Below are 24,299 nucleotides of genomic sequence, written 5' to 3'. Positions count from 1 at the left end.
CCCTTTACCTCAGGAACGCTTGCTGTCGACCAGAGCGGCGAGGGTCCCGAGGGTGTCGAAGACCTCCGCGGTGACCTCGTCGTCGTCGACGCTGATGCCGAACTCCGACTCGAGCGCGGCGATCAGCTCCAGCACCGCCATCGAGTCCAGCTCCGGCAGGTTGCCGAGCAGCTGGGTGTCGGCGTCGATCGTCGCCGCCCGGTCCTGGATGCCCAGAGTGGACACCAGCACCGCCTTGACGTCGTCGATGGTCGTACCGGTCAGAGCCATGGACTTACCTTCCTGACATGGTGGTTCACAACAGCACCTCGGCGGGCGCCGGGTGACTGAGGAATGCGGTGGGACTGGCGGTCAGACCGTAAGCGCCCGCCTGGTAGAGCACGATCAGATCCCCGACAGCAGCCTCGGGCAGCGTGACGTTGTCACCCAGCAGATCGAGCGGCGTGCACAGGCTGCCGACCACGGTGACCTGCTCGGACGGCGCGATCGCGATGCGGTTCCCGACGGCGATCGGGTAGTTGCGGCGGATCACCTGGCCGAGGTTTCCGGAGGCGGCCAGCTGGTGATGCATGCCACCGTCGACGACCAGGTAGGTCTTGCCGCGCGACTCCTTGCGGTCGACGACGCGGGTCACGTACACCCCGGCCTCGCCGACCAGGAAACGGCCGAGCTCGATCACCACCCGCGCCTCCGGCAGGCGGGGGCGGACCTCGCCGGTCATCAGCTCGGCGAGATTCGCACCGATGGCCGGCAGATCAAGGGCAAGATCCTTCTCCGTGTACGGGATACCGAACCCACCACCGAGGTTGAGGTAACGGACCGGCGCGACCGCGTCCTCGGCGAGCCGTAGCAGCAGCTCGACGGTGCGCCGTTGCGCCTCGGCGATGATGTCGGCCCGCAGGTTCTGTGATCCGGCGAAGCAGTGGAAGCCGAGCACGTCGAGGTCGGTGCTCGCGAGTTCCTTGAGCAGCGCCGGCACCTTCTCGGCGTCGACCCCGAACTGCTGCGGGCCACCGCCCATCCGCATGCCGGAGCCCTTGACCGCGAAGTCCGGGTTGACCCGCACCGCGACCCGCGGCCGGATGCCCAGCGCCGAGCCGATCGTGGCGACCCGGGCCGCCTCGTTCTCCGACTCGAGCTCGATCGTGACGCCGGCGGCGACCGCCTGGCGCAGCTCGGGGTCGGTCTTGCCGGGCCCGGCGAAGCTCATCCGGCCGGCCGGCATCGTGGTGTCCAGCGCGTTGCGCATCTCCAGCGCCGACGCCACGTCGAACGAGTCGACCAGGGTGCTCATGTGCTGCACGAGCGCCGGCATCGGGTTGGCCTTGATCGCGTAGCTGAGCTGGAGGTCGGCCGGCAGGTGCCGGCGCAGCAGGGCGACCCGCTCGGTGAGCAGTCGCCTGTCGTAGGCGAAGAACGGGGTGCTGCCGACCCGCTCGGCGAGCCGGGACACCGGCACCCCGCCGACCGCGAGTTCGCCGTCGACCTCACCGAAACCGCGGGTCATGCGGACACCTCCTCGCGGATCAGGTTGCGGTCGAACTTGCCGTTCGGCGAGCGTGGCAGCTCGGGCCGGACCAGCACGTCCTTGGGCAGCATGTAGAGCGGCAGGTCCTTCTTGAGCGCGGCCCGCAGGGCGTCGACGTCGAGCTCGTCACCGGCCGGGCTGACGACCAGCACGATCTTCTGGCCCAGCTTGGGGTCGGGCAGGCCGAGCGCCACGGCGTCGCGGACCAGGCCGGTGCCGTAGACGATCTCCTCGATCTCGGTCGGGCTCACCCGGTACCCCGAGGTCTTGATCATCTCGTCGGTGCGGCCCACGAAGTAGAGGAAGCCCTCCTCGTCACGGACCACCGAGTCACCGGACCAGACGGCCAGCTCCGGGTTGAGCGCGCCCTCGGCGCCGGGCAGCGGCTTGAACCGCTCGGCGGTACGGGCCGGGTCGTTCCAGTAGCCCAGGGCCACCAGGGCGCCCCGGTGCACCAGCTCGCCCTCCTCGCCCGGGTCGCAGACACTGCCGTCCGGGCGGACCACCAGGATCTCCGCGTTCGGGATGGCCTTGCCGATCGAGTCGGGGCGTTTGTCGACCTGGGACGGGTCGAGGTAGGTGGAGCGGAACGCCTCGGTCAACCCGTACATCAGGAAGGGTTTCGCCTCGGGGAAGATCGACCGCAACCGGTCCAGGGTGGTCTTGGGCATGCGGCCGCCGGTGTTGGCGAAATAGCGCAGCTTTCGCCCGGTCTCCTCGGGCCAGGTCTGATCGGCGATCTGCAGCCACAGCGGCGGCACACAGGTCAGGCCGGTGACGCCGTGCTTCGTGCAGAGCTTGACCACGTCGCGCGGCAGCAGGTAGTTGACCAGCACCACGTGCGCGCCGACCGCGAACGACGTGGTGAGCTGGCTGAACCCGGCGTCGAAGCTGAGCGGCAGAGCGGCCAGGACGACGTCCTCGCCGGTCATCTCCAGGTAGGTGCTGACGCTCTCGGCGCCGGTGAGCAGGTTGCGATGCGACAGCACCACACCCTTGGGCTTACCGGTGCTGCCCGAGGTGTAGAGGATCGCCGCCATGTCGACGTCGATGCCCGGGCTCGCCGGCAGCGGCTCGCCGGTGGCCAGATCCGCCCAGGAGCCGACCTCGAACGACGAGGACTCGGCGGTGCCGCCGCCGACCAGGACGACGTGGCGCAGCGACTTGACCTGCTCCAGTTCCTCCCGCAGCGTCTCCAGGCGCTCGGCGGTGGTGACCAGCACCCGGACGTCGCAGTCGGCCAGGATGTAGGCCACCTGTTTGGCCCGCAGCACCGGGTTGACCGGCACGAACGCGCCACCGGCGGCCGAGGTCGCGAAGACGGCGGAGACCGTCTCGATCCGTTTGTCCAGGTAGACCGCGACCCGCTCGCCACGGGAGATCAGTTTCCGCAGGCCGGCGCCTCTGGCCTGGACGTCACGCCACAGCTCCGCGTAGGAGACGGTGTCGTCCCGGTAGGTGAGAGCCGGTGAGTCGCCTGCCCGGCCGGCCGCCCCGGCCAGCAGGTCGTGCAGTCGGATGCGCATTTCGGTGGAACCTCTTCCGGTATCGATCAACGGTCACCAGCTCAGGCAGGTCAGCTCGCTGTAGAGGTAGTCGACGTCCTGTGCGGCCACGTCGCCGCGGAACATCTTGCGGCGGGTGTCCGGCACCATCCGGGACAGCCGTGGCCGGTGGCCGGCCACCCGTATCTCGGCCAGCAGCGCGAGGATGCCGTGCCGCAGCAGCAGGTGGCTCTGGAGGCGGCGGCGCAGGGTGCGGAACAGTTCCGGGTCGCTGACGTACAGCAGCGAGGCGAAGAACGGCAGGCCCTTGCGCCGGTCGGTGCGGTAGATGACGTAGCAGTACCGGTCGCCGCTGCGCAGCAGCACGTGCCGGGCCGCCGCGGTGGTCGCGTGATCGCGGTAGATCTGCAGGTCGTCGCCGCGCAGGGTGCTCTCCAGCACCGCCGGGTCGGCGCTGAGCCGCCCGCGGACGGGCAGCCAGGGCAGGTTCGGCGCGGCGGCCGCGGAGGTGTCCAGGAACTCGAAACCGAGCCGGGTGTTCATCGGCACCACGTTGCCACTCGGCGAGAGGTCGGTGAAGATATGTCCCTCTTGCGCGAGAAGCGCCTTGAGCAGCTTCAGGCTGTGGAACCGGTGCTGCGGGAGCACACACCAGGCGCCCAGGTTGCAGAACCGGCGGCCGTCGCGCTCGGAGTAGAACGCCAGGTACGCCCCGGCGACCTCGTTCGTGTCGCTGTCGCGCAGCAGGAAGCCGTGGTTGGGGGCGGACACCTTCCACGGGACCTGCATCGCCCGTTCCCAGGCGTCAGCCGTGACCCGGTCGTTCAGATGCTCGTGCAGGAATCGGGCCACCGCCGGGATGTCGGCCGTCGTGATGGGCGCGACGTGGAGAGTCACTGGGGTGGATTCCTTCCGAAGGTTCACAGGGCTCTGGCAACCTCTGCCACTCTTGTGGAAGAAACGCGCCAACAACCCCCATTGACGTCCATAATGCCGCCCCGGCCGGGTGGCGAAGAACGGTCGTATGTCGGGCGGGGTTCATTCGAACAGCCGGTTGACGGTGGACGTCCGAATGACTCGGGATGGATGGGTCAAACGCCATGCGGCGCCGGCGAGTCCGGTGGTCAACGCCAAGGTGAAGGAGAATGTCGTAAAGCTGAAGGAATCGAATGTGCCGCCGACCACAATGGCCACGAACTGTGCCGACAACAACGCGGCGCAGAGGTGCTTGTCCTCCTCGGTAGCGGCCCGCTTCATCGCCATCCAGCCCAGCGAGATGGCGGTGAGGTGCAGCGCCGCCAGCGCCAGCACGCCGATGATGCCGCCGGTCACCAGGGTCAGCAGCCACTGGTTGTCGAGGATGATGTAGAGATCGGGAACCAGGGTTCCCGGACCACGGCCGAGCCAGGGGCGCTGCGCGAACCAGTGTCCGACGATCTCGTAGTCGTCGGTCCGGCCGGAGATGCTGGTGTCCTCGTTGACACTGAGGAACATCGCGCTCAACGTGCCGATCAGACCGGGACGCGCCACCACCAGCAAGGCGGTCAACCCGACACCGAGAATGGCCAGGTTGAAGCGGGTCCGCCAGTTCCACCCGAGGAGAAACATGGTGATGAAAACGATCCCCAGAGCGAGCACGCCGGTCCGCGAGATCGCCACCGGGACCGAGGCCGCGATCAATGCGGTCAGGATCGCGAAGAAGAACCGGCGGTTCGTGGTGGAGGCGTAGCGGGCCAGGTGCAGCGCGAACGGCACCGCCATCGCCATGACCGTGCTGAACTCGATGTAGTGCACCGCGGTGGACGGCACCCGGAACAGGCCACCCTCACCGCGGGGCTGGAAGTCGGCCAGGTCGATCTTCAGCTCCAGGCCGGGGATCACCAGCAGGCGCGCGATGTCGTACTTGAAGGTCGACTGGATCAGGCCGACGATCGCCATGAAGCCGGCCGCCACCACGAAGACCCGCAGCACCCAGCGCAGGCGCTCCCAGTTGGCCAGGCCGTCCGCGGTCATCAGGATCACGCCCAGGAACTGGAACGTGATCAGGACCGTGAAGTTCTGCTGATTGGCCTCCATCGACGGCAGGCCGCGCAGCATCCCGGCGATGTAGGAGCCCATGATCGAGAGCAGATAGAACAGGGCCGCCCAGCGCAGCGGCTGCGGCCCGACGACCAGCAGGCGCGGGCTCAGCCGGGCCACCAGCCACCAGGCGAACAGCCCGAAGGCGACGAGCAGCGCGGGCCGCCCGGCGAACGTCATGTTCGGCACGATCAGCCGGGCCGGCAGCATGTAGAGCAGGCAGATCATGATGCCGACCACGAGGGCGACATCGAGCCGGAGATTGGTCCGTCGGGTGGCGTACGTTTGCGGCCCGATCAGCGACGGTTCGAGATCGACCGGATGCACCGGCGAGGACGCCGGTGAGGTCATTGCGATCGACCCTGATGCCGGCGCGTCTGGAAGTTGGGCGACGGCAGCACGACCGTGGCGTCCACCGGGGCGTCACTACGCGGCGAGGCGCCGCTCACCGGGCGCTGCTGCTTGCGCTCCTGCGGCTGCTCCATCCGGCGGTTGTTGTCGCCGTTGTAGGACTTGCCGTTGGGCGTCGGCTGCGGCCGGATGACCTGCGTCTGCTCGGCCGGGTCGGGCATCGCCGACGGGGCGAGCCCGGCCACCGCGGAGCCGGCCGCCTTGCCGCCGGGCTTGTCGTCGCCGCCGTCCTTGAGGCGGGCCCGGCGGCGCAGCCAGTAGTCGAGCGCGATCGTGCACGCGGTGGTGAGGAGCACACCCAGGCCGCCGGCGACGATCAGGACCCGCTTACGGGTGCCGCCGTCCTGAACCGGGTTGCTGCCGTCGTTGATCACGAACGTGGTGATGGTGTCCTGCTTCTGCACGCCGTACTGCTCCTGCTTGGCGGCCACGTCCTTCTGGAGGAGCTCGATCACCTTCTGCACGGTGCTGGAGGCCTGCTGCTTGCTGTCGCCGACGACCTCGATCTCGAAGAGCGGGGTGCGCTCGTTGAGCAGCACGGTGACGCTGTCGGAGTAGCCCTGTTCGGCCAGCTTCTCCAGAGCGGTGGGGTCGGTCACGGTCAGTGAGACCGCGTTGCCGAGTGCGGCGTAACCAAGGTCCAGCCACGGGTTCTGCGGGCGGGGCTTGGCGTTCGGCTCCGCTTCCTTGCCGGTGCTCTGCGCGGGGATGATCTGGACGTATCCCATGGCCTTGTAGTCGGGGGACACCGACTGAGCCGCCAGGAAAACGACCGCAACCGTGGCCACCAGCATCGGCACGGCGAAGTACCACCGGCGCAGCAGCAGCCTGGTCAGGTCCCAGAGATCCACGGTTTCCCTCTCGTTGAAACGGGTCGGTGCACGACCCTTCACGACTCGCCGCGAGCCGTCCATCCGCCATCGATCTTAGGCATCCGGCCGTCCGGACAGAATCGCGTGCCTTCGCAGAGCCTGTCATAAAACCGACATGCAGTTCCGCCCGGGTGTGTGTCCGTTCTATCGGAAGAACAAAAAGGACTATAAGTCCAAGATCGCATCAATCCGAACGGACATACCTCTCGATACGGATGAATGCCTCAAAGAACCTGCATTACGCATTCATCGCATTTATCGCACTGGATTGAACGGATGACCCTTACGGTGCCCTAATGGCCGGTTGCTGTCAGGTCATGTCATCCGACAGTGTCTTCACGGTCCGGAGTAACCGAAGGAGACGGACCGCAACGATGGCCCGTAACACCCATGTCACCATCCTCATCGCCAACTTGCCGGCCGAGCGTGATCGCCGCGTCATCCGGGAATGCCTCACGCTGGAGGAGAAGGGCTTCGAGGTCACGGTCATCGCACCGCGAGGCGACAAGACCCTGAAGATCCTCCCCGGCAGCCGGAACACCCGGCTCAAGCCGTACCCGGTCAAGGTCTACGGCAGTGGCCTGCTCACCTTCGCGGTCGAGTTCGGCTGGTCCTTCCTCTGCATCGCGATCCGCCTGATCGGCGAGATCCTGGCCGGCCGCGCCCACGCCGTGCAGGTCTGCAACCCGCCGGACGTGTACTGGCCGCTCGCCCTGCTGCTGCGCGCCATCGGCCGGCCGTGGGTGTTCGACCACCACGACCTGTGCCCGGAGGTCTACGTCTCCCGCGGCGACGGCGAGCCCAACAAGCTGGTGCTGCGCGTGCTCAACGCGCTGGAGTGGCTGACCCTGCGCACCGCCACCGAGGTGGTCGCCACCAACCAGTCGTTCAAGGACAACGCGGTACGCAAGGGTGTGCACCCCGACAAGGTCACGGTGGTCCGCAACGGCCCGTCGCTCAAGGAGATCGCGGTCGACGGCGACCCGCAGGAGCCGGTCAACACCGACGGCCTGCACCGGATCGTCTACCTGGGCGTCTTCGGCCCGCAGGACAACGTCGAGGGTGTCGTCCTGGCCGCCGACGAACTGATCAAGCTGCGTGGCCGCGACGGCTGGAAGGTCGTGCTGGCCGGTGACGGCGAGAGCATGCCGTCGGTCCGTGCCCTGGTCGCCGAGAAGAACCTGTCGGACGTCGTCGAGCTGACCGGCTGGCTCAACGGCGCCCAGGTCGACGAGGTGCTGCGCTCGGCCACCATCGCGATCCAGCCCGACCTGCCGACCCGGATGAACCAGCTGTCCACGATGGCCAAGACCGTCGAGTACGTGGGCCGGGGCCTCCCGGTCGTCGCCGCCGACGGCATCGAGACCCGCCGCACCCTGGACGAGGCCGGCGCCTACGTGCCGACCGGCGCCCCCGAGGAGTTCGCCGCGGTCGTCGACCAGTTGCTCGACGACCCGGACCGGCGGCAGCAGATGCGCAAGCTCGGCCGCGACCGGTTCCTCAGCATGCTCTCCTGGGAGCACCAGGCCGGGCCGTACGCGTCGGTGTTCCAGCGGCTGCTGGCCAAGCGCCTGCCCGCCCAGACCCCGGCGGCGCCGCACATCCCGCGCCAGCGGAGCGGCTCCGACGCGCCGTCCCGGGTGGACCAGCCGTGACCAGCATCGTCATCGCGGCGCACAACGAGGCCGCCGTCATCGGGCGCTGCCTGGACACGCTGCTCGCCGACGCGCGACCGGGCGAGCTCGACGTGACGGTGGTCGCCAACGGGTGCACCGACGACACCGTCAAGATCGCCGGGGCGCGTCCGGGCGTACGCGTGCTGGATCTGCCCGAGCCGGGCAAGGCCGGCGCTCTCAACGCCGGTGACGCGGCGGCCGTCGGTTTCCCGCGGATCTACCTGGACGCCGACATCGTGCTCAGCACCGCGGCGGTCCGGGCCCTCACCGAGGTGCTGGTGTCCGGTTCGCCGTCGGCCACGGTGGGGCGCGAGCTCGACGTGGCCGGCCGTCCGCTGCTGGTCCGCGCCTACTTCGCGGTGCACGGCCGGCTGCCGGTGATGCGGGACGGGCTGTTCGGCCGGGGCGTGGTGGCGCTGTCCGAGCAGGGGCGGGCCCGGTTCGGCCGGTTCCCCGAGCTGGTCGCCGACGACCTGTTCCTGGACTCGCAGTTCGCGCCGGAGGAGAAGGCGCACGTCGACGCGTACGCCGCGAAGGTCGCCACGCCACGCAAGACCGGTGACCTGATCCGCCGCCTGATCCGGGTCCGCGGCGGCAATGCCGCCATGCGGGCCGCCGCCGCCCGCGGCGAGATCACCGTGCCGGTACGCCCGGCCGCCCGCAGTTCGTGGCTGCGTGACGTGGTCGTCCCCCGGCCCTGGCTGGCGCCGGCCGCGGTCTGCTACGTCGGCATCACCGTGTGGGCGGCGCTGGCCGCCAAGCGGGCCGGTGACGGCGGCGCCGCGTGGGGCCGCGACGAGTCGTCCCGGATCGCCGACGGCGCGTCCGCGGCAGAGCGATAGGAAGTCATGAGCGACGTCATCAACATCTGTTTCCACGGCATCGGCACGCCGCAGCGTGACCTGGAGCTCGGCGAGGACCGCTACTGGATCAGCGTCGAGCTGTTCCACGCGGTGCTCGACGAGATCCGCACCTGGCCGTCGGTCCGGATCAGCTTCGACGACGGCAACGCCTCGGACCTCGAGATCGGCCTGCCGGCCCTGCTGGAGCGCGGCCTGACCGCCGAGTTCTACGTGCTGTCGTCGCGGTTCGGCAAGGGCGGGAGCCTCAGCGAGTCCGACGTCCGCAAGCTGCACGGCGCGGGCATGACCATCGGCACGCACGGCATGTGGCACCGCCCGTGGCGTGGCATGGACGCCGGGACCAGCCGGGACGAGCTGGAGACGGCCCGCCGGCAGATCGAGGAGGCCGTCGGGGTGCCGGTCGACCAGGCGGCCTGCCCGCTCGGCCGGTACGACCGGGAGCTGCTCACCAGGATGCGCAAGCTGGGCTACCGGCGGGTCTTCACCAGCGACCGCCGGCGGGCCCGCTCGGAGGACTGGCTGCAGCCCCGCTACAGCCTGCGCCGCGAGGACACCGTGGACGGGCTGCGCGCCGAGGCCCTGGTCGGCCCGGGCGCGCTGACCCGCCTGAAGCTGGAGGCGGTAGGAGTGGTGAAGCGCCTCCGCTGACCCCCTGTTTCCCGCGATCTTGTGGAGTTCCGGCACACCCGCCGGACTCCACAAGATCGCGGAGGGGTTGTTACGCGCGGGCGGCGTCGCGCTTGACGGTCTCCGGGCCGGGCGTCTCCCGCAGCCGGGCCGGGCTGAGCAGCGCCCGGACCGCGAGCTTGCTCGGGCCCTTGCCGAGCACCGCCCGGCTGCCCTCGCGGGCCACCAGCGCGCCCCAGAACGCGGCGCCCAGCAGCGCGTTGTGGCGCCGCCGGTAGAGCCGCACCTTGTTCAGGGTCAGCAGGGTCCACAGCGCCGGCGACACCTTCGAGTCGCCCTCCAGGTGCACCGCCTTCGCGGCCGGTGTGAACCTGGTCGCCAGGCCCGCGTCACCGGCCCGCAGCGCGAAGTCGGTCTCCTCCGAGTAGAGGAAGAACGACTCGTCCCACGGCGCGATCCGGTTCCAGCACTCGGCGCTGATCAGCACCGTCGAACCCTCGGCCCAGTCGGCGACCCGCTCGTCGGCGTACAGCCGCTCGTCGGTCACCATCTCGCCGAACGCCGGGATGCGGCCGGCCCGGATCGCGCCCATCAGCGCGTCCCCGATCACCCGCCGGACCGACGGCTCACGGCGCATCGTGTGGATGAGCTCCCCGTCGCCGTCCTCCAGCAACGGCACCGCGATGCCGGTCCCCTCGGTGCGCAGCACACCCAGCAGGGTGCGCACGCAGCCCGGGGTGAGCCGTACGTCCGGGTTGAGCACCAGGACCGCGGTGAACGGCCCGGCCTTGGCCACGGCCGCGTTGATGCCGGCGGCATAGCCGGCGTTGCGTCCCATCTCGACGACCGTGGCGTCCGGCGCGAGCCGCCGCACGGTGCCCACCGAGTCGTCCGCGGACGCGTTGTCCGCGACGATCAACTGCCAGTCGACGCCCTCCAGGCCCGGCCCGAGCGATGCGATCAGGTCTGGGACCAATCGTTCGCTGTTGTACGTGACCACGACCACCGCCACAGTTTCGGGCGTGCTGTCCAACTTGTCCTCCCCAGGTCTCACGGACGCCGATCATCCTGCCGTCCGCGCGGGAGCACCGGTACCGCCGGTCGGCCATCGCGGGTGTCGGAATCCGTCATCCCGGTACGCCCCGGCCGCACCCGGATGCCCGAACGGGCGGGGGGTTCAATCCGTTCGGTGACCAGTCGAAACAGGTAGGTGCGGGAGTTCATCCGCCGACAGGATCGATCAGCCGTCAAGGCCTCTCGGTGTCAGCAAAGCGATAGATATGTTCAGCCCTCTATCTAGATGATCGCTGTGAGCTCCGCCGGCCGGGGCCGGCTCTATCTGTCGACGGCCGTGGCGCAGGGCGCGCGGCGGGGAGGCGATTCCCTTTGCGAGATCTCAGGCTCTTCCGGCAGCGATCACTGCTGGTCCTCACCCTCGTGGCGGCAGCGCTCTTCCTGCCGTCCGCCGGGCCGGCCAGCGCGGCCGACCCGTGTGCTCCGGTGGTCAACCCGATCGCCTGCGAGAACACCAAGACCGGCACCCCGAAGGCCACGTGGGACGTCAGCGGGTCGGGCAGCGCCGCGTTGCAGGGTTTCACCACCGAGATGAGTGTCAACGTCGGTGAGACGGTCAACTTCAAGATCAATTCCACGGCCACGTCGTACCGGCTCGACATCTACCGGATGGGCTACTACGCGGGCAACGGCGCCCGGTTCATCACCACGGTGAACCCGGTCGGCCGGCAGACCCAGCCGTCCTGCATCTCGGCGCCTGCCACCGGGCTCGTCGACTGCGGCAACTGGGCGGTCTCCGCGTCCTGGCCGGTGCCGGCGACCGCGGTGTCCGGCATCTACTTCGCGCGCCTCGTGCGCACCGACGGCACCAGCGGCGCCAGCCATGTGATGTTCGTGGTCCGTGACGACGCCAGCCGCTCCGACATGGTGTTCCAGACCTCCGACACGACGTGGCAGGCGTACAACACGTACGGCGGGAACAGCTTCTACGTCGGGTCGCCGGCCGGGCGCGCGTACAAGATCTCCTACAACCGGCCGATCACCACCCGCGGCACCGGGGCCGAGGACTTCGTCTTCAACGCCGAATACCCGATGGTCAGGTTCCTGGAGGCCAACGGGTACGACGTCAGCTACATCTCCGGCATCGACACCGACCGGCGCGGCTCGCTGCTGCGCAACCACAAGGCGTTCCTGTCGGTCGGGCACGACGAGTACTGGTCCGGGCAGCAGCGCGCCAACATCGAGTCGGCCCGCGACGCCGGGCTGCACCTGGCGTTCTTCAGCGGCAACGAGGTGTTCTGGAAGACCCGCTGGGAGACCAGCGTGGACGGCTCGGGCACGCCGTACCGGACCCTGGTCTGTTACAAGGAGACGCACGCCAACGCGGCCATCGACCCGACCACCGAGTGGACCGGCACCTGGCGTGACCCGCGGTTCAGCCCGCCGAAGAACGGCGGCCGGCCGGAGAACGGCCTCACCGGCACCTCCTTCGAGGTCAACTCGGGCACGGTGAACCTCCAGGTCCCGGCGGCCGACGGCAAGATGCGCCTGTGGCGCGGCACCACCGTGGCCACCCAGGCCGCCGGCGCGACCGCCACCCTGGGCACCGGCACGGTCGGGTACGAGTGGGACGAGGACCTGGTCAACGCGGCCCGCCCGCAGGGCCTGATCCGGCTCTCCAGCACCACCGCGAGTGGCGTCGAGATCCTCACCGACCAGGGCTCCTCCTACACTTCCGGGACCGCCACCCACAACCTGACGATGTACCGGGCGGCCAGTGGCGCGCTGGTCTTCGGCGCCGGCACCGTGCAGTGGTCGTGGGGCCTGGACAGCAACCACGACCGGGGCTCCGGCGCGGCCAGCACCCCGATGAAGCAGGCCACCGTCAACCTGTTCGCCGACATGGGCGCGCAGCCGGCCACCATCCAGTCCGGCCTGACCGCGGCCACCGCCTCCACCGACACCGTCGCGCCGGCCGCGGTCATCACCGCGCCCGCCGCGGGCACCACGGTCTCGGCCGGCACCCGGGTCACCGTCTCCGGCACCGCCACCGACACCGGCGGCGTGGTCGGCGGCGTCGAGGTCTCCACCGACGGCGGCGCCAGCTGGAAGCCGGCGACCGGGCGGGGCACCTGGACGTACGCGTTCACCACCACCGGCTCGGGCACCGTCGACATCCGGGCCCGCGCGATCGACGACAGCGGCCGGATCGGCGCCGCGGTGAGCCGGTCGATCACCGTCGGCCAGCGGGTCTGCCCGTGCAGCCTGTGGACCCTCGACGACGTGCCGGCCACGCCCAGCGACCCGGACGGCAGCGCCACCGAGATCGGCGTCAAGTTCCGCGCCGACGTGGCCGGCAAGGTCAGCGCCATCCGCTTCTACAAGGGCGCCGGCAACACCGGCACGCACGTCGGCAAACTCTGGAACTCCGCCGGCACCCAGCTCGCCTCGGTCACGTTCACCGGCGAGAGCAGCACCGGCTGGCAGACCGCGACCTTCGCCACCCCGGTGTCGCTGACCGCCGGCGCCACCTACATCGCCTCCTACTACGCCCCGAACGGCCGCTACGCCGGGGACGTCGGCTACTTCGCGGAGACCGGCGTGGACAGCGGGCCGCTGCACGCGCTGCGCGACGGCGTCGAGGGCGCCAACGGCGTGTACCGCTTCGGGGCCGGCTTCCCGACGCTGTCCTGGGAGTCCGCGAACTACTGGGTGGACGTGGTGTTCACCCCGGACGCCACCGGCCCGGACACCACCGCGCCGACGGTCACCACCCGCTCCCCCGCCGCCGGGGCGACCGGGGTGGCCGCCGCGAGCACCGTGTCGGCGACGTTCAGCGAGGCCGTCTCGGCGGCCGCGATCACCCTGACCGGCCCGTCCGGCGCGGTGGCCGGCAGCACCACGGCCGGCACCAACACCGTCACGTTCACGCCATCGGCCGCGCTGGCCGCGTCCACCACGTACACGGCCACCGTCAGCGGGGCGCGCGACGCCGCCGGCAACACGATGACCAGCACGTCGTGGACGTTCACCACGGCCGCCGTACCGACCGGGCCGAACTGTCCCTGCTCGGTGTGGGCCGCCTCGGCGACCCCCGGCACCCCCGCCGACACCGAGACGGCCGCGGTCGAGCTCGGCATGAAGTTCCGCTCCGACGTCGCCGGCCAGATCACCGCGATCCGGTTCTACAAGGGCAGCGGCAACAGCGGCACGCACGTCGGACGGCTCTGGTCGTCGGCCGGAACCCTGCTGGGCAGCGTGACCTTCAGCGGCGAGACCGCGACCGGCTGGCAGCAGGCCACGCTGGCCACCCCGGTCACGGTCAGCGCGGGCACCACGTACGTCGTGTCGTACCACGCGCCGAACGGCCGGTACGCCTTCGACGGCGGGTTCTTCGCGTCGGCCGGCGTCGACAACGGCCCGCTGCACGCGCTGCGTGACGGCGTGGACGGGCTCAACGGCGTCTACCGGTACGGGACCGGCGGAGTCTTCCCCACCGACAGCTGGCAGTCGAGCAACTACTGGGTGGACGTCGTGTTCACCCCGGCAAGCTAGGAGCGCGTTTTGACCTTACCGAAACTGCGGTCGTTCCTCCTGTGCCTGGCACTGGCGGCGACCGTGCTCATCGTCGCGCCCGCGGCTCCGGCCGCGGCCGCGACCTGTCCGTGCTCCATCTTCGCCGCGACGGCGACCCCCGGCAGCCCTTCCGACTCCGACCCCAACGCGGTCGAGGTCGGCGTGAAGTTCCGGTCCGACGTCGCCGGGCAGATCACCGGCGTCCGCTTCTACAAGGGCACCGCGAACACCGGCACCCACGTCGGCAACCTGTGGAACGCGGCCGGCGGCAACCTGGGCACCGTCACGTTCACCAACGAGACGTCGTCCGGCTGGCAGACCGCCACGTTCGCCAGCCCGATCACGATCGCCGCGAACACCACGTACATCGCCTCGTACTACGCCCCCAACGGCAGGTACGCCGGGGACAGCGGCGCGCTGTCGTCGGCCGGCGTGGACAACGCGCCGCTGCACGCGCTGCGTGACGGCGAGGACGGCGGCAACGGCGTCTACCGGTACGGCACCGGCGGCGGCTTCCCGAACAGCACCTGGCAGGGCGCCAACTACTGGGTCGACGTCGTGTTCACCACGAACGTCACCGACACCACGCCGCCCACGGTGACCAGCACCAGCCCGGCCGCCGGAGCGACCGGGGTGGCCACCACCAGCACGGTCAGCGCGGTCTTCAGCGAGGCGGTGCAGACCGGCACCCCGGCCCTCACGGTCGCCGGGGTCACCGGCACGACCAGCTACAACGCGTCCACCCGGACGGTGACGTTCACGCCCGGGTCGCTGGCCGCCTCGACGAGCTACACCGCCACCGTCTCCGGCGCCCGGGACACCGCCGGCAACCTGATGAGCCCGGTCTCGTGGTCGTTCACCACGGCGGCGGCCGGCGGGTCCGGCTGTCCCTGCTCGATCTGGCCGTCCACGGCCGCGCCGGCCACCGGCACGGTCAACGACAACTCGGCGGTCGAGCTGGGCGTGAAGTTCCGGAGCACGACGGCCGGCTACATCACCGGGCTGAAGTTCTACAAGGGCAGCCAGAACACCGGCACGCACTCCGGCTCGCTCTGGTCGAGCACCGGCACCCGGCTGGCGAACGTGACGTTCACCAGCGAATCCGCCTTCGGCTGGCAGACCGTCACGCTCCCGGCGCCGGTCGCGGTCACCGCGAACACCACGTACGTGGCGTCGTACCACACCGACATCGGCTACTACTCGGTCACCAGCAACGGGTTCTCCTCGGCGACCACCCGCGGCCCGCTGACCGCTCTGGCCAACGGCACCGAGGGCGGCAACGGCGTCTACCGGTACGGCGCCAGCGGCTTCCCCAACAGCACCTACCAGGCCACCAACTACTGGGTGGACGTCGTCTTCGACACCACCGCGGCGGACACCCAGGCGCCCGCTCTGGCCAGTCGCGCCCCGTCCGCCGGGGCCTCCGGCGTGGCCGCCACCACCGCGGTCACCGCGGCGTTCACCGAACCGGTCACCGCGGCGTCGATCGTCCTGACCGGCCCGTCCGGTACGGTGCCCGGCTCCACCACCTACGACGCGACCACCGCCACGGCGATCCTCACCCCGTCCACGCAACTGGCCTACTCGACCTCGTACACCGCGACGGTCAGCGGGGCCCGGGACGCCGCGGGCAACGTGATGGCCACGGTCACCTGGTCGTTCACCACGTCGGCGCCGCCTCCGCCGCCGCCGGACCAGGGCCCCGGCGGCCCGGTCCTGGTAGTCAAGTCGGCGGTCTCCGGCGCCAGCGGGTTCACGTCGTTCGCCGCCGAGGTGCTGCGCGCCGAAGGCCTCAACGAGTTCGCCACGGTCGACCTGTCCGCGGTCACCCCGGCGCTGCTCGCCCAGTACGACGTGGTCCTGCTCGGCTCCACCCCGCTCACCGCGGCCCAGGTCAGCACGTTCACCACCTGGGTCACCGGCGGCGGCAACCTGATCGCGTTCCGGCCGGACAAGCAGCTCGCGAGCCTGCTCGGCCTGACCTCCACCACCGGCACGCTGTCCGAGGGCTACCTGCGGGTCGACACGTCGACGTCGCCGGGCGCCGGCATCACCGGGCAGACCATCCAGTACCACAGCACCGCCGACCGCTACACCCTGTCCGGGGCCCGTTCGGTGGCGACGCTGTACTCCAACGGCACCACCGCCACGGTCAACCCGGCGGTGTCGCTGACCGACGTCGGAACCTCCGGCGGGCAAGCCGCGGCGTTCACCTTCGACCTGCCGCGGTCGCTGGTCTACACCCGCCAGGGCAACCCGGCCTGGGAGAAGCAGGACCGTGACGGCCGCGCGCCGATCCGGTCCGACGACCTGTACTTCGGCGGCAGCGCCACCGACTGGGTCGACCTCACCAAGGTCGCCGTGCCGCAGGCCGACGAGCAGCAGCGCCTGCTCGCCAACCTGATCGGGACGATGAACGCGGACCGCAAGCCGCTGCCGCGGTTCTGGTACTTCCCGCGCAGCCTCAAGGCGGTCGTCGTCGCGACAGGTGACGACCACGCCACCGGCGGCACCGCCGGGCGGTTCGACCAGTACCTGGCCAACAGCCCGACCGGCTGTGTGGTCGACGACTGGCAGTGCCCGCGGTTCACCTCGTACATCTTCCCGAACACGCCGCTCACCAACAGCCAGGCCAGCACCTACCAGGGCCGTGGGTTCGAGGTCGGGCTGCACCTGAACACCGGGTGTGCCGACTGGACGCCGACGTCGCTCGGGGCCAACCTGACCGACCAGCTCGCGGCGTTCCGGGCCAAGTACTCCTCGGTGCGGGCCCCGGACACCAACCGGACCCACTGCATCGTCTGGTCCGACTGGTCGACGCAGGCCAGCCTGCAGACCGCCAACGGGATCCGGCTCGACACCAACTACTACTACTGGCCCGACGTCTGGGTCGCCGACCGGCCGGGCTTCATGACCGGCTCCGGCATGCCGATGCGGTTCACCGACACCAACGGCGGGCTCATCGACATCTACCAGGCCGCCACCCAGATGACCGACGAGTCCGGGCAGAGCTACCCGTACACGCCGGACACGCTGCTCAACGCGGCTCTCGGCACGCTCGGTTACTACGGGGCGTTCACCGCCAACATGCACACCGACCAGGCCACCACCTACGACAGCGACCAGGTGCTGGCGTCCGCGCAGCGGCACAACGTGCCGGTCATCAGCGGGCACCAGCTGCTCACCTGGCTGGACGGGCGCAACGCCTCGTCGTACTCGAACATCGCCTGGACCGGAAACGACCTGACGTTCTCGGTCAACGTCGGCACCGGCGCCAACGGCCTCACCGGCATGGTGCCGACCGCCGGGCCGGGCGGGCGGACGCTGTCCACCCTGACCCGGGCCGGGGTCGCGGTCCCGTTCACCAGGACCACGATCAAGGGCGTCGAGTACGCGTTCTTCACCGCCGCGTCCGGCGCGTACACGGCCGGTTACGCGGCCGCGGCCACCGCGACGCTCACCGCTTCGGCCGCGGCCGAGGCCGGCGGGACCAGCGCATCGGTCACGGTCGCGACGAGCAGCGCCGCAAAAACCGTCATCGAGTACGGGACACAGCCGGCCGAGTTGACCCGGAAGGCGGTGGACGGCACCCAGTCCAGCAAGCGGACCGTCCAGCTCGCCGGACTCACTCCCGGCACCACGTACTGGTACCGCGCGAAGGTGACCAGCCCGAACGGCCGGACCACCACCGGCCCGCTGCAGAAGGTCACCACCCGCGCGCTGGACCGCACCGGACCCGCCACCTCGGGGGTCAAGGTCACCGCCCGGCCCGACGGCACCGCCCAGGTGACGTGGCAGGCCGGCGAGACCGCGGACGCCACCCTGCTCGTCGGAACCTCGGCGAACTCGCTGGCGAAGTGGCCCGGAACCCAGGACGGAACCCGGCTCAGCGCCGTCGTGACGGGCCTGGAGCCGCGGACCACCTACCACTACCGGGTGCGCAGTGTCGACGCGGCAGGGAACGTCTCGACGTGGCCGGCGCTGAACAAGCCGGCGGCGACGTTCGTGTCGTCCGCGGTCGGTGTCGCCGACTACACCGCCCCGCAGCAGCGGACCGGTGTGGAGTCCGGGGTCACGGTCGCCGACGACGGGGTCCGGCTCGCCGGTTCCGCCCGTAGCGGCAGCCTGGTCTCCCGGGTGATGGACGCCCAGCAGATGGTCCGCTGGGACCGGCTCACCTACCAGGGCAGTGTGCCGTCGGGCGCGACCCTCAAGGTCTACGTCCGGACCGGCAGCACCGCCACCCCGGACGGCACGTGGACCGGCTGGACCGCGGTCACCCAGAACGGCAAGGTCACCGGCGGTTCCCGCTACGTCCAGTACCGGGCCGAACTGACCCGTGCGGCGGGCGGCGCCGGCCCGGTCCTGCAGGGCGTGGGCATCACGTCGGACGGCCGTTCCCTGCACCACCCGACCGAGAAGTAGACGCACCGTCCCCCTCGCCGCCCCGGCCCCCGCTCCCCGCGGGTGCCGGGGCGGTTCTCGTTCCCCCACCCCGCGTGGCCACCGGCGGTCCGATCCGCGCCGCACGTCACCACGCGGAATTTTCTCGACGGCAAAACCTTCAGGACGCCGGCTGGGCGCCGATGGTGGCGGTCGAACGGGCGAGCTGTGGGGCTTTGGCGAGTACTGGGGCTGCCGGCCCGCTTCCGGTCGAACAGGGAAGGAGTGGCCGTACCGAAGAATGGTCCGGAGAGGAAGTGGACAACGAACGGTGACCCAGGGAGACGTCCCTGGGTCACCGGTGAAACGGACCGATCAGTAGGCGCCCGAGCTGCGGACGACGGCGCTGACCGTGCGGAAGAGGATGGCCAGGTCCATGGCGAGCGACCAGTTCTCGACGTAGGTGAGGTCGAGGCGGATCGACTCCTCCCAGGACAGGTCGGAACGGCCGGAGACCTGCCACAGGCCGGTCAGGCCGGGCTTGACGACCAGGCGGCGCAGCATGTCGGCCGGGTAGTCGGCGACCTCCTTGGCCAGCGGCGGACGCGGGCCGACCAGCGACATGTCCCCCTTGACCACGTTGATCAACTGGGGCAGCTCGTCGATGCTCAGCCGGCGCAGCCACTTGCCGACCGGGGTGATCCGCGGGTCGGAGCGCATCTTGAACAGCGCGCCGTCGGTCTCGTTGAGGTTGCCGAGCTCGAACAGGCGGGCCTCGGCGTCGACGGTCATCGTCCGGAACTTGTAGAGCGTGAACGGCTTGCCGTCGCGGCCCACCCGCTCCTGCGTGAAGATCGCCGGACCGCGGCCGCCCTTGCCGAACTTGACCAGCAACGCGACCACCGCCAGCGCCGGCGAGGCCAGCATGATCAGCAGGATCGCGCCGACCCGGTCGAAGATCTCCTTGACCACCCGGGCGCTGCCCTTGAGGCGTGGGTGCTCGACGTGCAGCATCGGCAGGCCGTCGACCGGGCGGATGGTGGTGCGGTCGCCTGCCACGTCGACCAGGGTGCTGGCCACGATCAGGTCGATGTCGTCGCGTTCCAGCTGCCAGGCCAGGCGGCGGACGGCCGGGCCGTCGATCTCCGGGCAGGACAGCACGATCACGGTGTCGGCATCGGACCTGGCGACCGCGGTGGCCACGTCGTCGAAGGTGCCGTAGATCGGTGGCATGCCGGTGACCGCGTGGCTGCGGACCATGCCCGGCGGCAGGCACGCGCCGATGACGCCGAGGCCGTGATAGCGCTCACGGCTGAGCCGGCGGGTCATGTCGAGGACGGCCCGCTCGTGACCGACCAGGACCACCCGGTGCAGGCGCTGACCGCGGGCCCAGGCCCGGTGCAGGCGCTGCCGGTAGAAGAAGCGGGCGCCCAGGTCGACGGCGATCGCCAGCGGCATCGCGATGCTCACATAACCGCGAGCCAAACGCAGGTCGAATGCGAACGAAACAATGGCGATGGCAGCGGTCAGCGCCAATCCCGCCCGAAAGACCCGCGCATACTCCTCGGTGCCTACGAAGAGGTGACGAGGCTCATACGCTCGGTTGAACGCGAGGCACGCGATCCAGGCCACCGGCAAAAGCAGAGTGAGCAGAAGGTAGTCACGCTGATACGGCGCGATGCCCTCGCTGCCGAAGCGGATCAGCAGCGCCCACGAAGCGGCACTGAGGGCGACCAGGAAGTCTAGGAGATAGAGCGTCAGCGCATAGCGGCTCTGCCAGCCCGCTCGCGCCTTCGTCGCCCGGGAGCGCGCCTTGAGCTGCGCGGCCGTCGCCGCCAGGTCAACGGTCTCCACGGATTCAATTGTCTGCACGCCACGCCCCCAACAACATCGGCTGCGACCGACTCATGATGATCCAGATCTATGGTGTGCTCGGACACACCCGACCACGAACGCCCCATGCCGGAAACCACCGAGACACAGAAGACAGACTGTCAATACGACCCCGATCGCGCTACATCTTTCCGTTCGACAGCCATGGCGATTCGGATGATGTCGGAACCAGGATTGCAAGAGTGTCCAAGTAGGACCGCCGGAGCATCCGCCCTATCGACTGTCGTCAATCTGACGCAACGATTCGACAAAGCTGTGAACAGCGTCGTAACGCGGCAGCAAACCTTTCACGCCGGCGTCGGCGAGGCTCGGAGCCTCGGCATCCTTGCCGGACAGTACGGGGTCTGATACCGGCCATGCAATCCCGAGTTCGGGGTCAAGCGGATGCACTCCGTGTTCATGACCGGGGCGGTAGGTCGAGGAACACAGGTAGGCGACGGTCGCACCCTCGGTCAGAGCACAGAATCCGTGCCCCAGACCCTCGCCCAGGTAGACGGCCTTACGGTCCTCGTCGTCCAGGCGCACCGCCTCCCACGTGCCGAACGTGGGCGAGCCGACCCGGATGTCCACGATCACGTCGAGCACCGCGCCCGACACACATGTCACGTACTTGGCCTGCCCGGGCGGAACATCGGCGAAATGAATGCCGCGCACCACGCCCTTGGCCGACGTCGAGAGGTTCGCCTGCGCCAGGTCGAGCCGGTGCCCGACCGCCTCCGCCAGCGCGTCGAACCGGTACCACTCCAGGAACCGGCCCCGGCTGTCACCGTGCTGCACCGGGGTCACCTCGAAGGCGCCCTCGATGCCGAGCGGACGGATCTTCACCGCAGACCACCGTCCAGTAGCCGCAGCAGATACTGACCGTAACCACTCTTCAGCAACGGCTGCGCGACCGCACGCAGCTCGTCGTCGGAGATGAAGCCGAGCCGCCAGGCCGCTTCCTCCACACAACCGATCTTCAAACCCTGCCGCTCCTCGATCACCCGGACGTACTCCGAGGCCTGCACCATGGACTGGAACGTGCCGGTGTCCAGCCAGACGGTTCCCCTGTCGAGGACCGTGACCTCGAGCCGCCCCTGCCGCCGATACTCCTCGTTCACGGCGGTGATCTCCAGTTCGCCGCGGGCGCTGGGCTCCAGATTCTCCGCGATCTTCACCACGTCGGCGTCATAGAAGTACAGGCCGGGGACCACGTAGGTCGACTTCGGGCGCTCCGGCTTCTCCTCGATCGAGAGCACTTTGCCCGATTCGTCGAACTCGACGACGCCGTACCGCTCGGGATCGGCCACCGGGTACGCGAACACCCGCCCGCCGTCCACGTCACCGAACCGCGCGAGCTGCCGGCCCAGGCCCACCCCGTGGAAGATGTTGTCCCCCAGGATCAGGGCGACCGGCTCGTCCCCGATGAAGTCGGCGCCGATCCGGAACGCCTGGGCGATCCCGTCCGGCTTCGGCTGCACCGCGTACTGGAGGTCGAGCCCGAACCGGCTTCCGTCACCGAGCAGTCGCTCGAAGTGAGGCTGGTCCTCCGGGGTGGTGATCACCAGGATCTCCCTGATCCCGGCCGACACCAGCGTGGTCAACGGGTAGTAGACCATCGGCTTGTCGAAGATAGGCATGAGCTGTTTGGACATGGCCATGGTGATCGGCCAGAGCCGGGAACCGGTACCACCGGCGAGAAGAATTCCGCGCACCGGCTGACCCTAAACAGTCGCCGCCTACGTCTACACTCGCCACCCGTGCAGATTTTCGTAACCGGTGGTGCCGGCTTCATCGGATCGGCCTACGTCAGGGCCCTCTTGCAGGACGAGTACGCAGGTGCGGCGGGTGCCTCGGTGACCGTTCTGGATCTGTTGTCCTATTCGGGAAATCGTGACAACCTGCCGGTGTCCGATCCCCGACTCCGATTCGTGCAGGGCGACATTTCCGATTCCGACCTGTTGCGGGAACTACTTCCCGGACACGATGTGGTAGTGCATTTCGCGGCCGAATCACACGTGGACCGGTCGATTTCGGGCGCTATGCCGTTCGTCACAACGAATGTGCTGGGCACCCAGACGCTCCTCGACGCATCCCGGGCCGCCGGTGTCGGGCGGTTCGTGCACGTCTCCACCGACGAGGTGTACGGCTCCATCGACGAGGGCTCGTGGACCGAGACGTGGCCGCTCTCGCCCAACTCGCCGTACGCCGCGTCCAAGGCCGGCTCCGACCTGATGGCGCTCGCCGCGCACCGCACCCACGGCATGGACGTCGTCGTCACACGGTGCTCCAACAACTACGGTGAGTACCAGTTCCCGGAGAAGGTCATCCCACTCTTCGTGACCAACCTGATGGACGGCAAGCAGATCCCGCTCTACGGCGACGGCGGCAACATCCGCGACTGGCTGCACGTGTCCGATCACTGCCGCGGCATCCAGGCGGTCCTGGAGAAGGGCCGGGCCGGCGAGGTCTACAACATCGGCGGCGGGACCGAGCTCACCAACCGGACCCTGACCGAGCGCCTCCTCGAAGCGTGCGGAGCCGGCTGGGACATGGTGCGGCCGGTCGCTGACCGCAAGGGCCACGATCGCCGCTACTCGCTCGACATCACCAAGATCAGCGAGGAGCTCGGGTACGCCCCGCAGGTCACCATCGACGAGGGACTCGCCTCGACCGTCGCCTGGTACCGCGACAACCGCGCCTGGTGGGAGCCGCTGAAGTCCCGGGCGGGCCTCTGATGGCCGAACCCACGTCGCCGGCCGCCGCCTCGCGGGGCTCCGCTTCGGCGGCGGCTTTCTCACCAGCCACCGTTTCGCGGGGCTCCGCTTCGCCGGTCGGCGTCGCGCCGGGCTCCGGGAATCTTCGCTGGCTCGTCACCGGGGCCGGCGGCATGCTCGGCCGGGACCTGCGGAAGGTCCTCGCCGAGCACGGCGAGACGAACGTGATCGCCGCCACCCGCAGTGATCTCGACATCACCTCACCGTCGCAGGTCCGGGACGCGGTCGCCGGCGCCGACATCGTGCTCAACGCGGCCGCCTGGACGAACGTCGACGGCGCGGAGACCGACGAGGAGGCGGCCACCGCGATCAACGGGCACGGCGTCAGCGTCCTCGCCGCCGAAGCCGGCCGCCGCCTGGTGCACGTCTCGACCGACTACGTCTTCGACGGGAACGCCACCACGCCGTATCCGGAGGACACCCCGCACGCGCCGCTCAACGCCTACGGCCGGGGCAAGGCGGTCGGCGAGGCCGCGGTTCTGGCCACTGGCGGTTACATCGTCAGGACCGCTTGGCTGTACGGCGAGCACGGCCCCAACTTCGTCCGGACCATGCTGCGGCTGGCCGAGGATCGGGACACGCTGGACGTGGTCGACGACCAGGTCGGGCCGCCCACCTGGTCGTACGCCCTGGCCCAGCTCCTGGTCGACCTGTCGCACGCCGCGGTGGCCGGCCGGGCCGAGCCGGGCGCCTATCACGGCACCGCGGCCGGTTCGACCAGCTGGTTCGGCCTGGCCCGGGCCGTCTTCCTGGAGGCCGGTCTCGACCCGGACCGGGTCCGCCCCACCACCAGCGACCGTTTCCCGCGGCCGGCCCGGCGACCCGCCTACAGCGTCCTGGGCCATGACCGCTGGGCCGGCACCGGAGTAGCACCGCTGCCGGAGTGGCGCGGCATGCTCACCAAGGCGATGCCCCTCTTCCTGCCGTAACCCGGCTCCCGCCGCGCGGTGGAACCGCCCGCCCCCACACCCGGCTCCCGCCACGCGGTGGAACCGCCCGCCCCCACACCCGGCTCCCGCCACGCGGTGGAACCGCCCGCCCCCACACCCGGCTCCCGCCACGCGGTGGAACCGCCCGCCCCCACACCCGGCTCCCGCCACGCGGTGGAACCGCCCG

17 protein-coding genes are annotated in these 24,299 nt (G+C 69.9%); 7 read left to right on the top strand and 10 right to left on the bottom strand.

Annotated features, from left to right (window positions below; all coding sequences use genetic code 11):
* Positions 1-9 precede the first annotated feature (9 nt).
* From AB0E94_RS00695 to AB0E94_RS00670, 6 genes are all read right to left on the bottom strand, one after another.
* Entirely contained in the window at positions 10-270 is a 261-nt protein-coding gene (locus tag AB0E94_RS00695) for an acyl carrier protein (RefSeq protein ID WP_360320271.1), read from the bottom strand.
* A gap of 25 nt (positions 271-295) precedes the next feature.
* On the bottom strand, positions 296-1,507 hold the full coding sequence (locus tag AB0E94_RS00690; protein WP_360320268.1) for a pyridoxal-dependent decarboxylase, exosortase A system-associated: 1,212 nt from the start codon (positions 1,505-1,507) through the stop codon (positions 296-298).
* A complete protein-coding gene (locus AB0E94_RS00685; protein ID WP_360320265.1) occupies positions 1,504-3,054 on the bottom strand; it encodes an acyl-CoA ligase (AMP-forming), exosortase A system-associated in 1,551 nt (516 codons plus the stop codon). Before AB0E94_RS00685 ends, AB0E94_RS00690 begins: the two co-directional genes overlap by 4 nt.
* 33 nt (positions 3,055-3,087) lie before the next feature.
* Positions 3,088-3,930 carry a hypothetical protein gene (locus AB0E94_RS00680; protein WP_360320262.1) on the bottom strand — a complete coding sequence of 281 codons (843 nt, stop codon included), beginning with the start codon at positions 3,928-3,930 and terminating at the stop codon, positions 3,088-3,090.
* A 141-nt stretch (positions 3,931-4,071) separates the two neighbouring features.
* Positions 4,072-5,463 carry an O-antigen ligase family protein gene (locus AB0E94_RS00675; RefSeq protein WP_360320259.1) on the bottom strand — a complete coding sequence of 464 codons (1,392 nt, stop codon included), beginning with the start codon at positions 5,461-5,463 and terminating at the stop codon, positions 4,072-4,074.
* Complete coding sequence (locus AB0E94_RS00670; RefSeq protein WP_360320256.1) at positions 5,460-6,374, bottom strand: hypothetical protein; 915 nt, start codon at positions 6,372-6,374, stop codon at positions 5,460-5,462. Before AB0E94_RS00670 ends, AB0E94_RS00675 begins: the two co-directional genes overlap by 4 nt.
* Before the next feature lie 395 nt (positions 6,375-6,769).
* Here AB0E94_RS00670 and AB0E94_RS00665 point away from each other — a divergent pair, with 395 nt between their 5' ends.
* From AB0E94_RS00665 to AB0E94_RS00655, 3 genes are read left to right on the top strand one after another with little or no spacing between them, the layout of a single operon-like run.
* A complete protein-coding gene (locus tag AB0E94_RS00665; RefSeq protein WP_360320253.1) occupies positions 6,770-8,050 on the top strand; it encodes a glycosyltransferase family 4 protein in 1,281 nt (426 codons plus the stop codon).
* Positions 8,047-8,913, top strand: coding sequence for a glycosyltransferase (locus AB0E94_RS00660; RefSeq protein WP_360320250.1), 867 nt, complete (start codon positions 8,047-8,049; stop codon positions 8,911-8,913). Before AB0E94_RS00665 ends, AB0E94_RS00660 begins: the two co-directional genes overlap by 4 nt.
* 6 nt (positions 8,914-8,919) lie before the next feature.
* Entirely contained in the window at positions 8,920-9,582 is a 663-nt protein-coding gene (locus tag AB0E94_RS00655; RefSeq protein ID WP_360320247.1) for a polysaccharide deacetylase family protein, read from the top strand.
* Between the two features lie 70 nt (positions 9,583-9,652).
* Here AB0E94_RS00655 and AB0E94_RS00650 read toward each other — a convergent pair whose 3' ends face one another.
* Complete coding sequence (locus tag AB0E94_RS00650) at positions 9,653-10,594, bottom strand: glycosyltransferase family 2 protein (protein WP_360320244.1); 942 nt, start codon at positions 10,592-10,594, stop codon at positions 9,653-9,655.
* Positions 10,595-10,947: 353 nt separating this feature from the next.
* Between AB0E94_RS00650 and AB0E94_RS00645 the strand changes: the two genes are divergently transcribed.
* Both AB0E94_RS00645 and AB0E94_RS00640 read left to right on the top strand, forming a co-directional pair.
* Positions 10,948-14,130, top strand: coding sequence for a DUF4082 domain-containing protein (locus AB0E94_RS00645; protein WP_360320241.1), 3,183 nt, complete (start codon positions 10,948-10,950; stop codon positions 14,128-14,130).
* A gap of 9 nt (positions 14,131-14,139) precedes the next feature.
* The gene (locus tag AB0E94_RS00640) at positions 14,140-18,576 is read left to right on the top strand and encodes a DUF4082 domain-containing protein (RefSeq protein ID WP_360320238.1); all 4,437 of its coding nucleotides are present in this window, start codon (positions 14,140-14,142) and stop codon (positions 18,574-18,576) included.
* Between the two features lie 333 nt (positions 18,577-18,909).
* On the opposite strand, the gene AB0E94_RS00635 is transcribed toward AB0E94_RS00640, so the two are convergent.
* The 3 genes from AB0E94_RS00635 to rfbA form a co-directional block, all read right to left on the bottom strand.
* Positions 18,910-20,388 carry a sugar transferase gene (locus AB0E94_RS00635; protein ID WP_360320235.1) on the bottom strand — a complete coding sequence of 493 codons (1,479 nt, stop codon included), beginning with the start codon at positions 20,386-20,388 and terminating at the stop codon, positions 18,910-18,912.
* A gap of 252 nt (positions 20,389-20,640) precedes the next feature.
* Complete coding sequence (gene rfbC / locus AB0E94_RS00630) at positions 20,641-21,252, bottom strand: dTDP-4-dehydrorhamnose 3,5-epimerase (RefSeq protein WP_360320232.1); 612 nt, start codon at positions 21,250-21,252, stop codon at positions 20,641-20,643.
* Complete coding sequence (rfbA, locus tag AB0E94_RS00625; protein WP_360320229.1) at positions 21,249-22,121, bottom strand: glucose-1-phosphate thymidylyltransferase RfbA; 873 nt, start codon at positions 22,119-22,121, stop codon at positions 21,249-21,251. The genes rfbC and rfbA overlap by 4 nt, the downstream gene beginning before the upstream one ends.
* Positions 22,122-22,166: 45 nt before the next feature.
* Here rfbA and rfbB point away from each other — a divergent pair, with 45 nt between their 5' ends.
* Both rfbB and rfbD read left to right on the top strand, forming a co-directional pair.
* The gene (gene rfbB, locus AB0E94_RS00620) at positions 22,167-23,144 is read left to right on the top strand and encodes a dTDP-glucose 4,6-dehydratase (RefSeq protein ID WP_360320226.1); all 978 of its coding nucleotides are present in this window, start codon (positions 22,167-22,169) and stop codon (positions 23,142-23,144) included.
* Complete coding sequence (gene rfbD / locus AB0E94_RS00615) at positions 23,144-24,112, top strand: dTDP-4-dehydrorhamnose reductase (protein ID WP_360320223.1); 969 nt, start codon at positions 23,144-23,146, stop codon at positions 24,110-24,112. The genes rfbB and rfbD overlap by 1 nt, the downstream gene beginning before the upstream one ends.
* The last annotated feature ends 187 nt before the right edge of the window (positions 24,113-24,299 follow it).

Origin of the sequence: Actinoplanes sp. NPDC026670 (assembly GCF_040638175.1) — a bacterium.
Taxonomy (GTDB): domain Bacteria; phylum Actinomycetota; class Actinomycetes; order Mycobacteriales; family Micromonosporaceae; genus Actinoplanes.
This window is presented reverse-complemented; position numbering and strand designations above follow the sequence as displayed.

What these genes read in the sequence shown, in the direction of transcription:
- AB0E94_RS00675 (WP_360320259.1), bottom strand. Translation starts at nt 5,463, where the DNA reads ATGACCTCACCGGCGTCCTCGCCGGTGCATCCGGTCGATCTCGAACCG.
- rfbD (WP_360320223.1), top strand. Translation starts at nt 23,144, where the DNA reads ATGGCCGAACCCACGTCGCCGGCCGCCGCCTCGCGGGGCTCCGCTTCG.
- AB0E94_RS00665 (WP_360320253.1), top strand. Translation starts at nt 6,770, where the DNA reads ATGGCCCGTAACACCCATGTCACCATCCTCATCGCCAACTTGCCGGCC.
- AB0E94_RS00655 (WP_360320247.1), top strand. Translation starts at nt 8,920, where the DNA reads ATGAGCGACGTCATCAACATCTGTTTCCACGGCATCGGCACGCCGCAG.
- AB0E94_RS00685 (WP_360320265.1), bottom strand. Translation starts at nt 3,054, where the DNA reads ATGCGCATCCGACTGCACGACCTGCTGGCCGGGGCGGCCGGCCGGGCA.
- AB0E94_RS00695 (WP_360320271.1), bottom strand. Translation starts at nt 270, where the DNA reads ATGGCTCTGACCGGTACGACCATCGACGACGTCAAGGCGGTGCTGGTG.
- AB0E94_RS00690 (WP_360320268.1), bottom strand. Translation starts at nt 1,507, where the DNA reads ATGACCCGCGGTTTCGGTGAGGTCGACGGCGAACTCGCGGTCGGCGGG.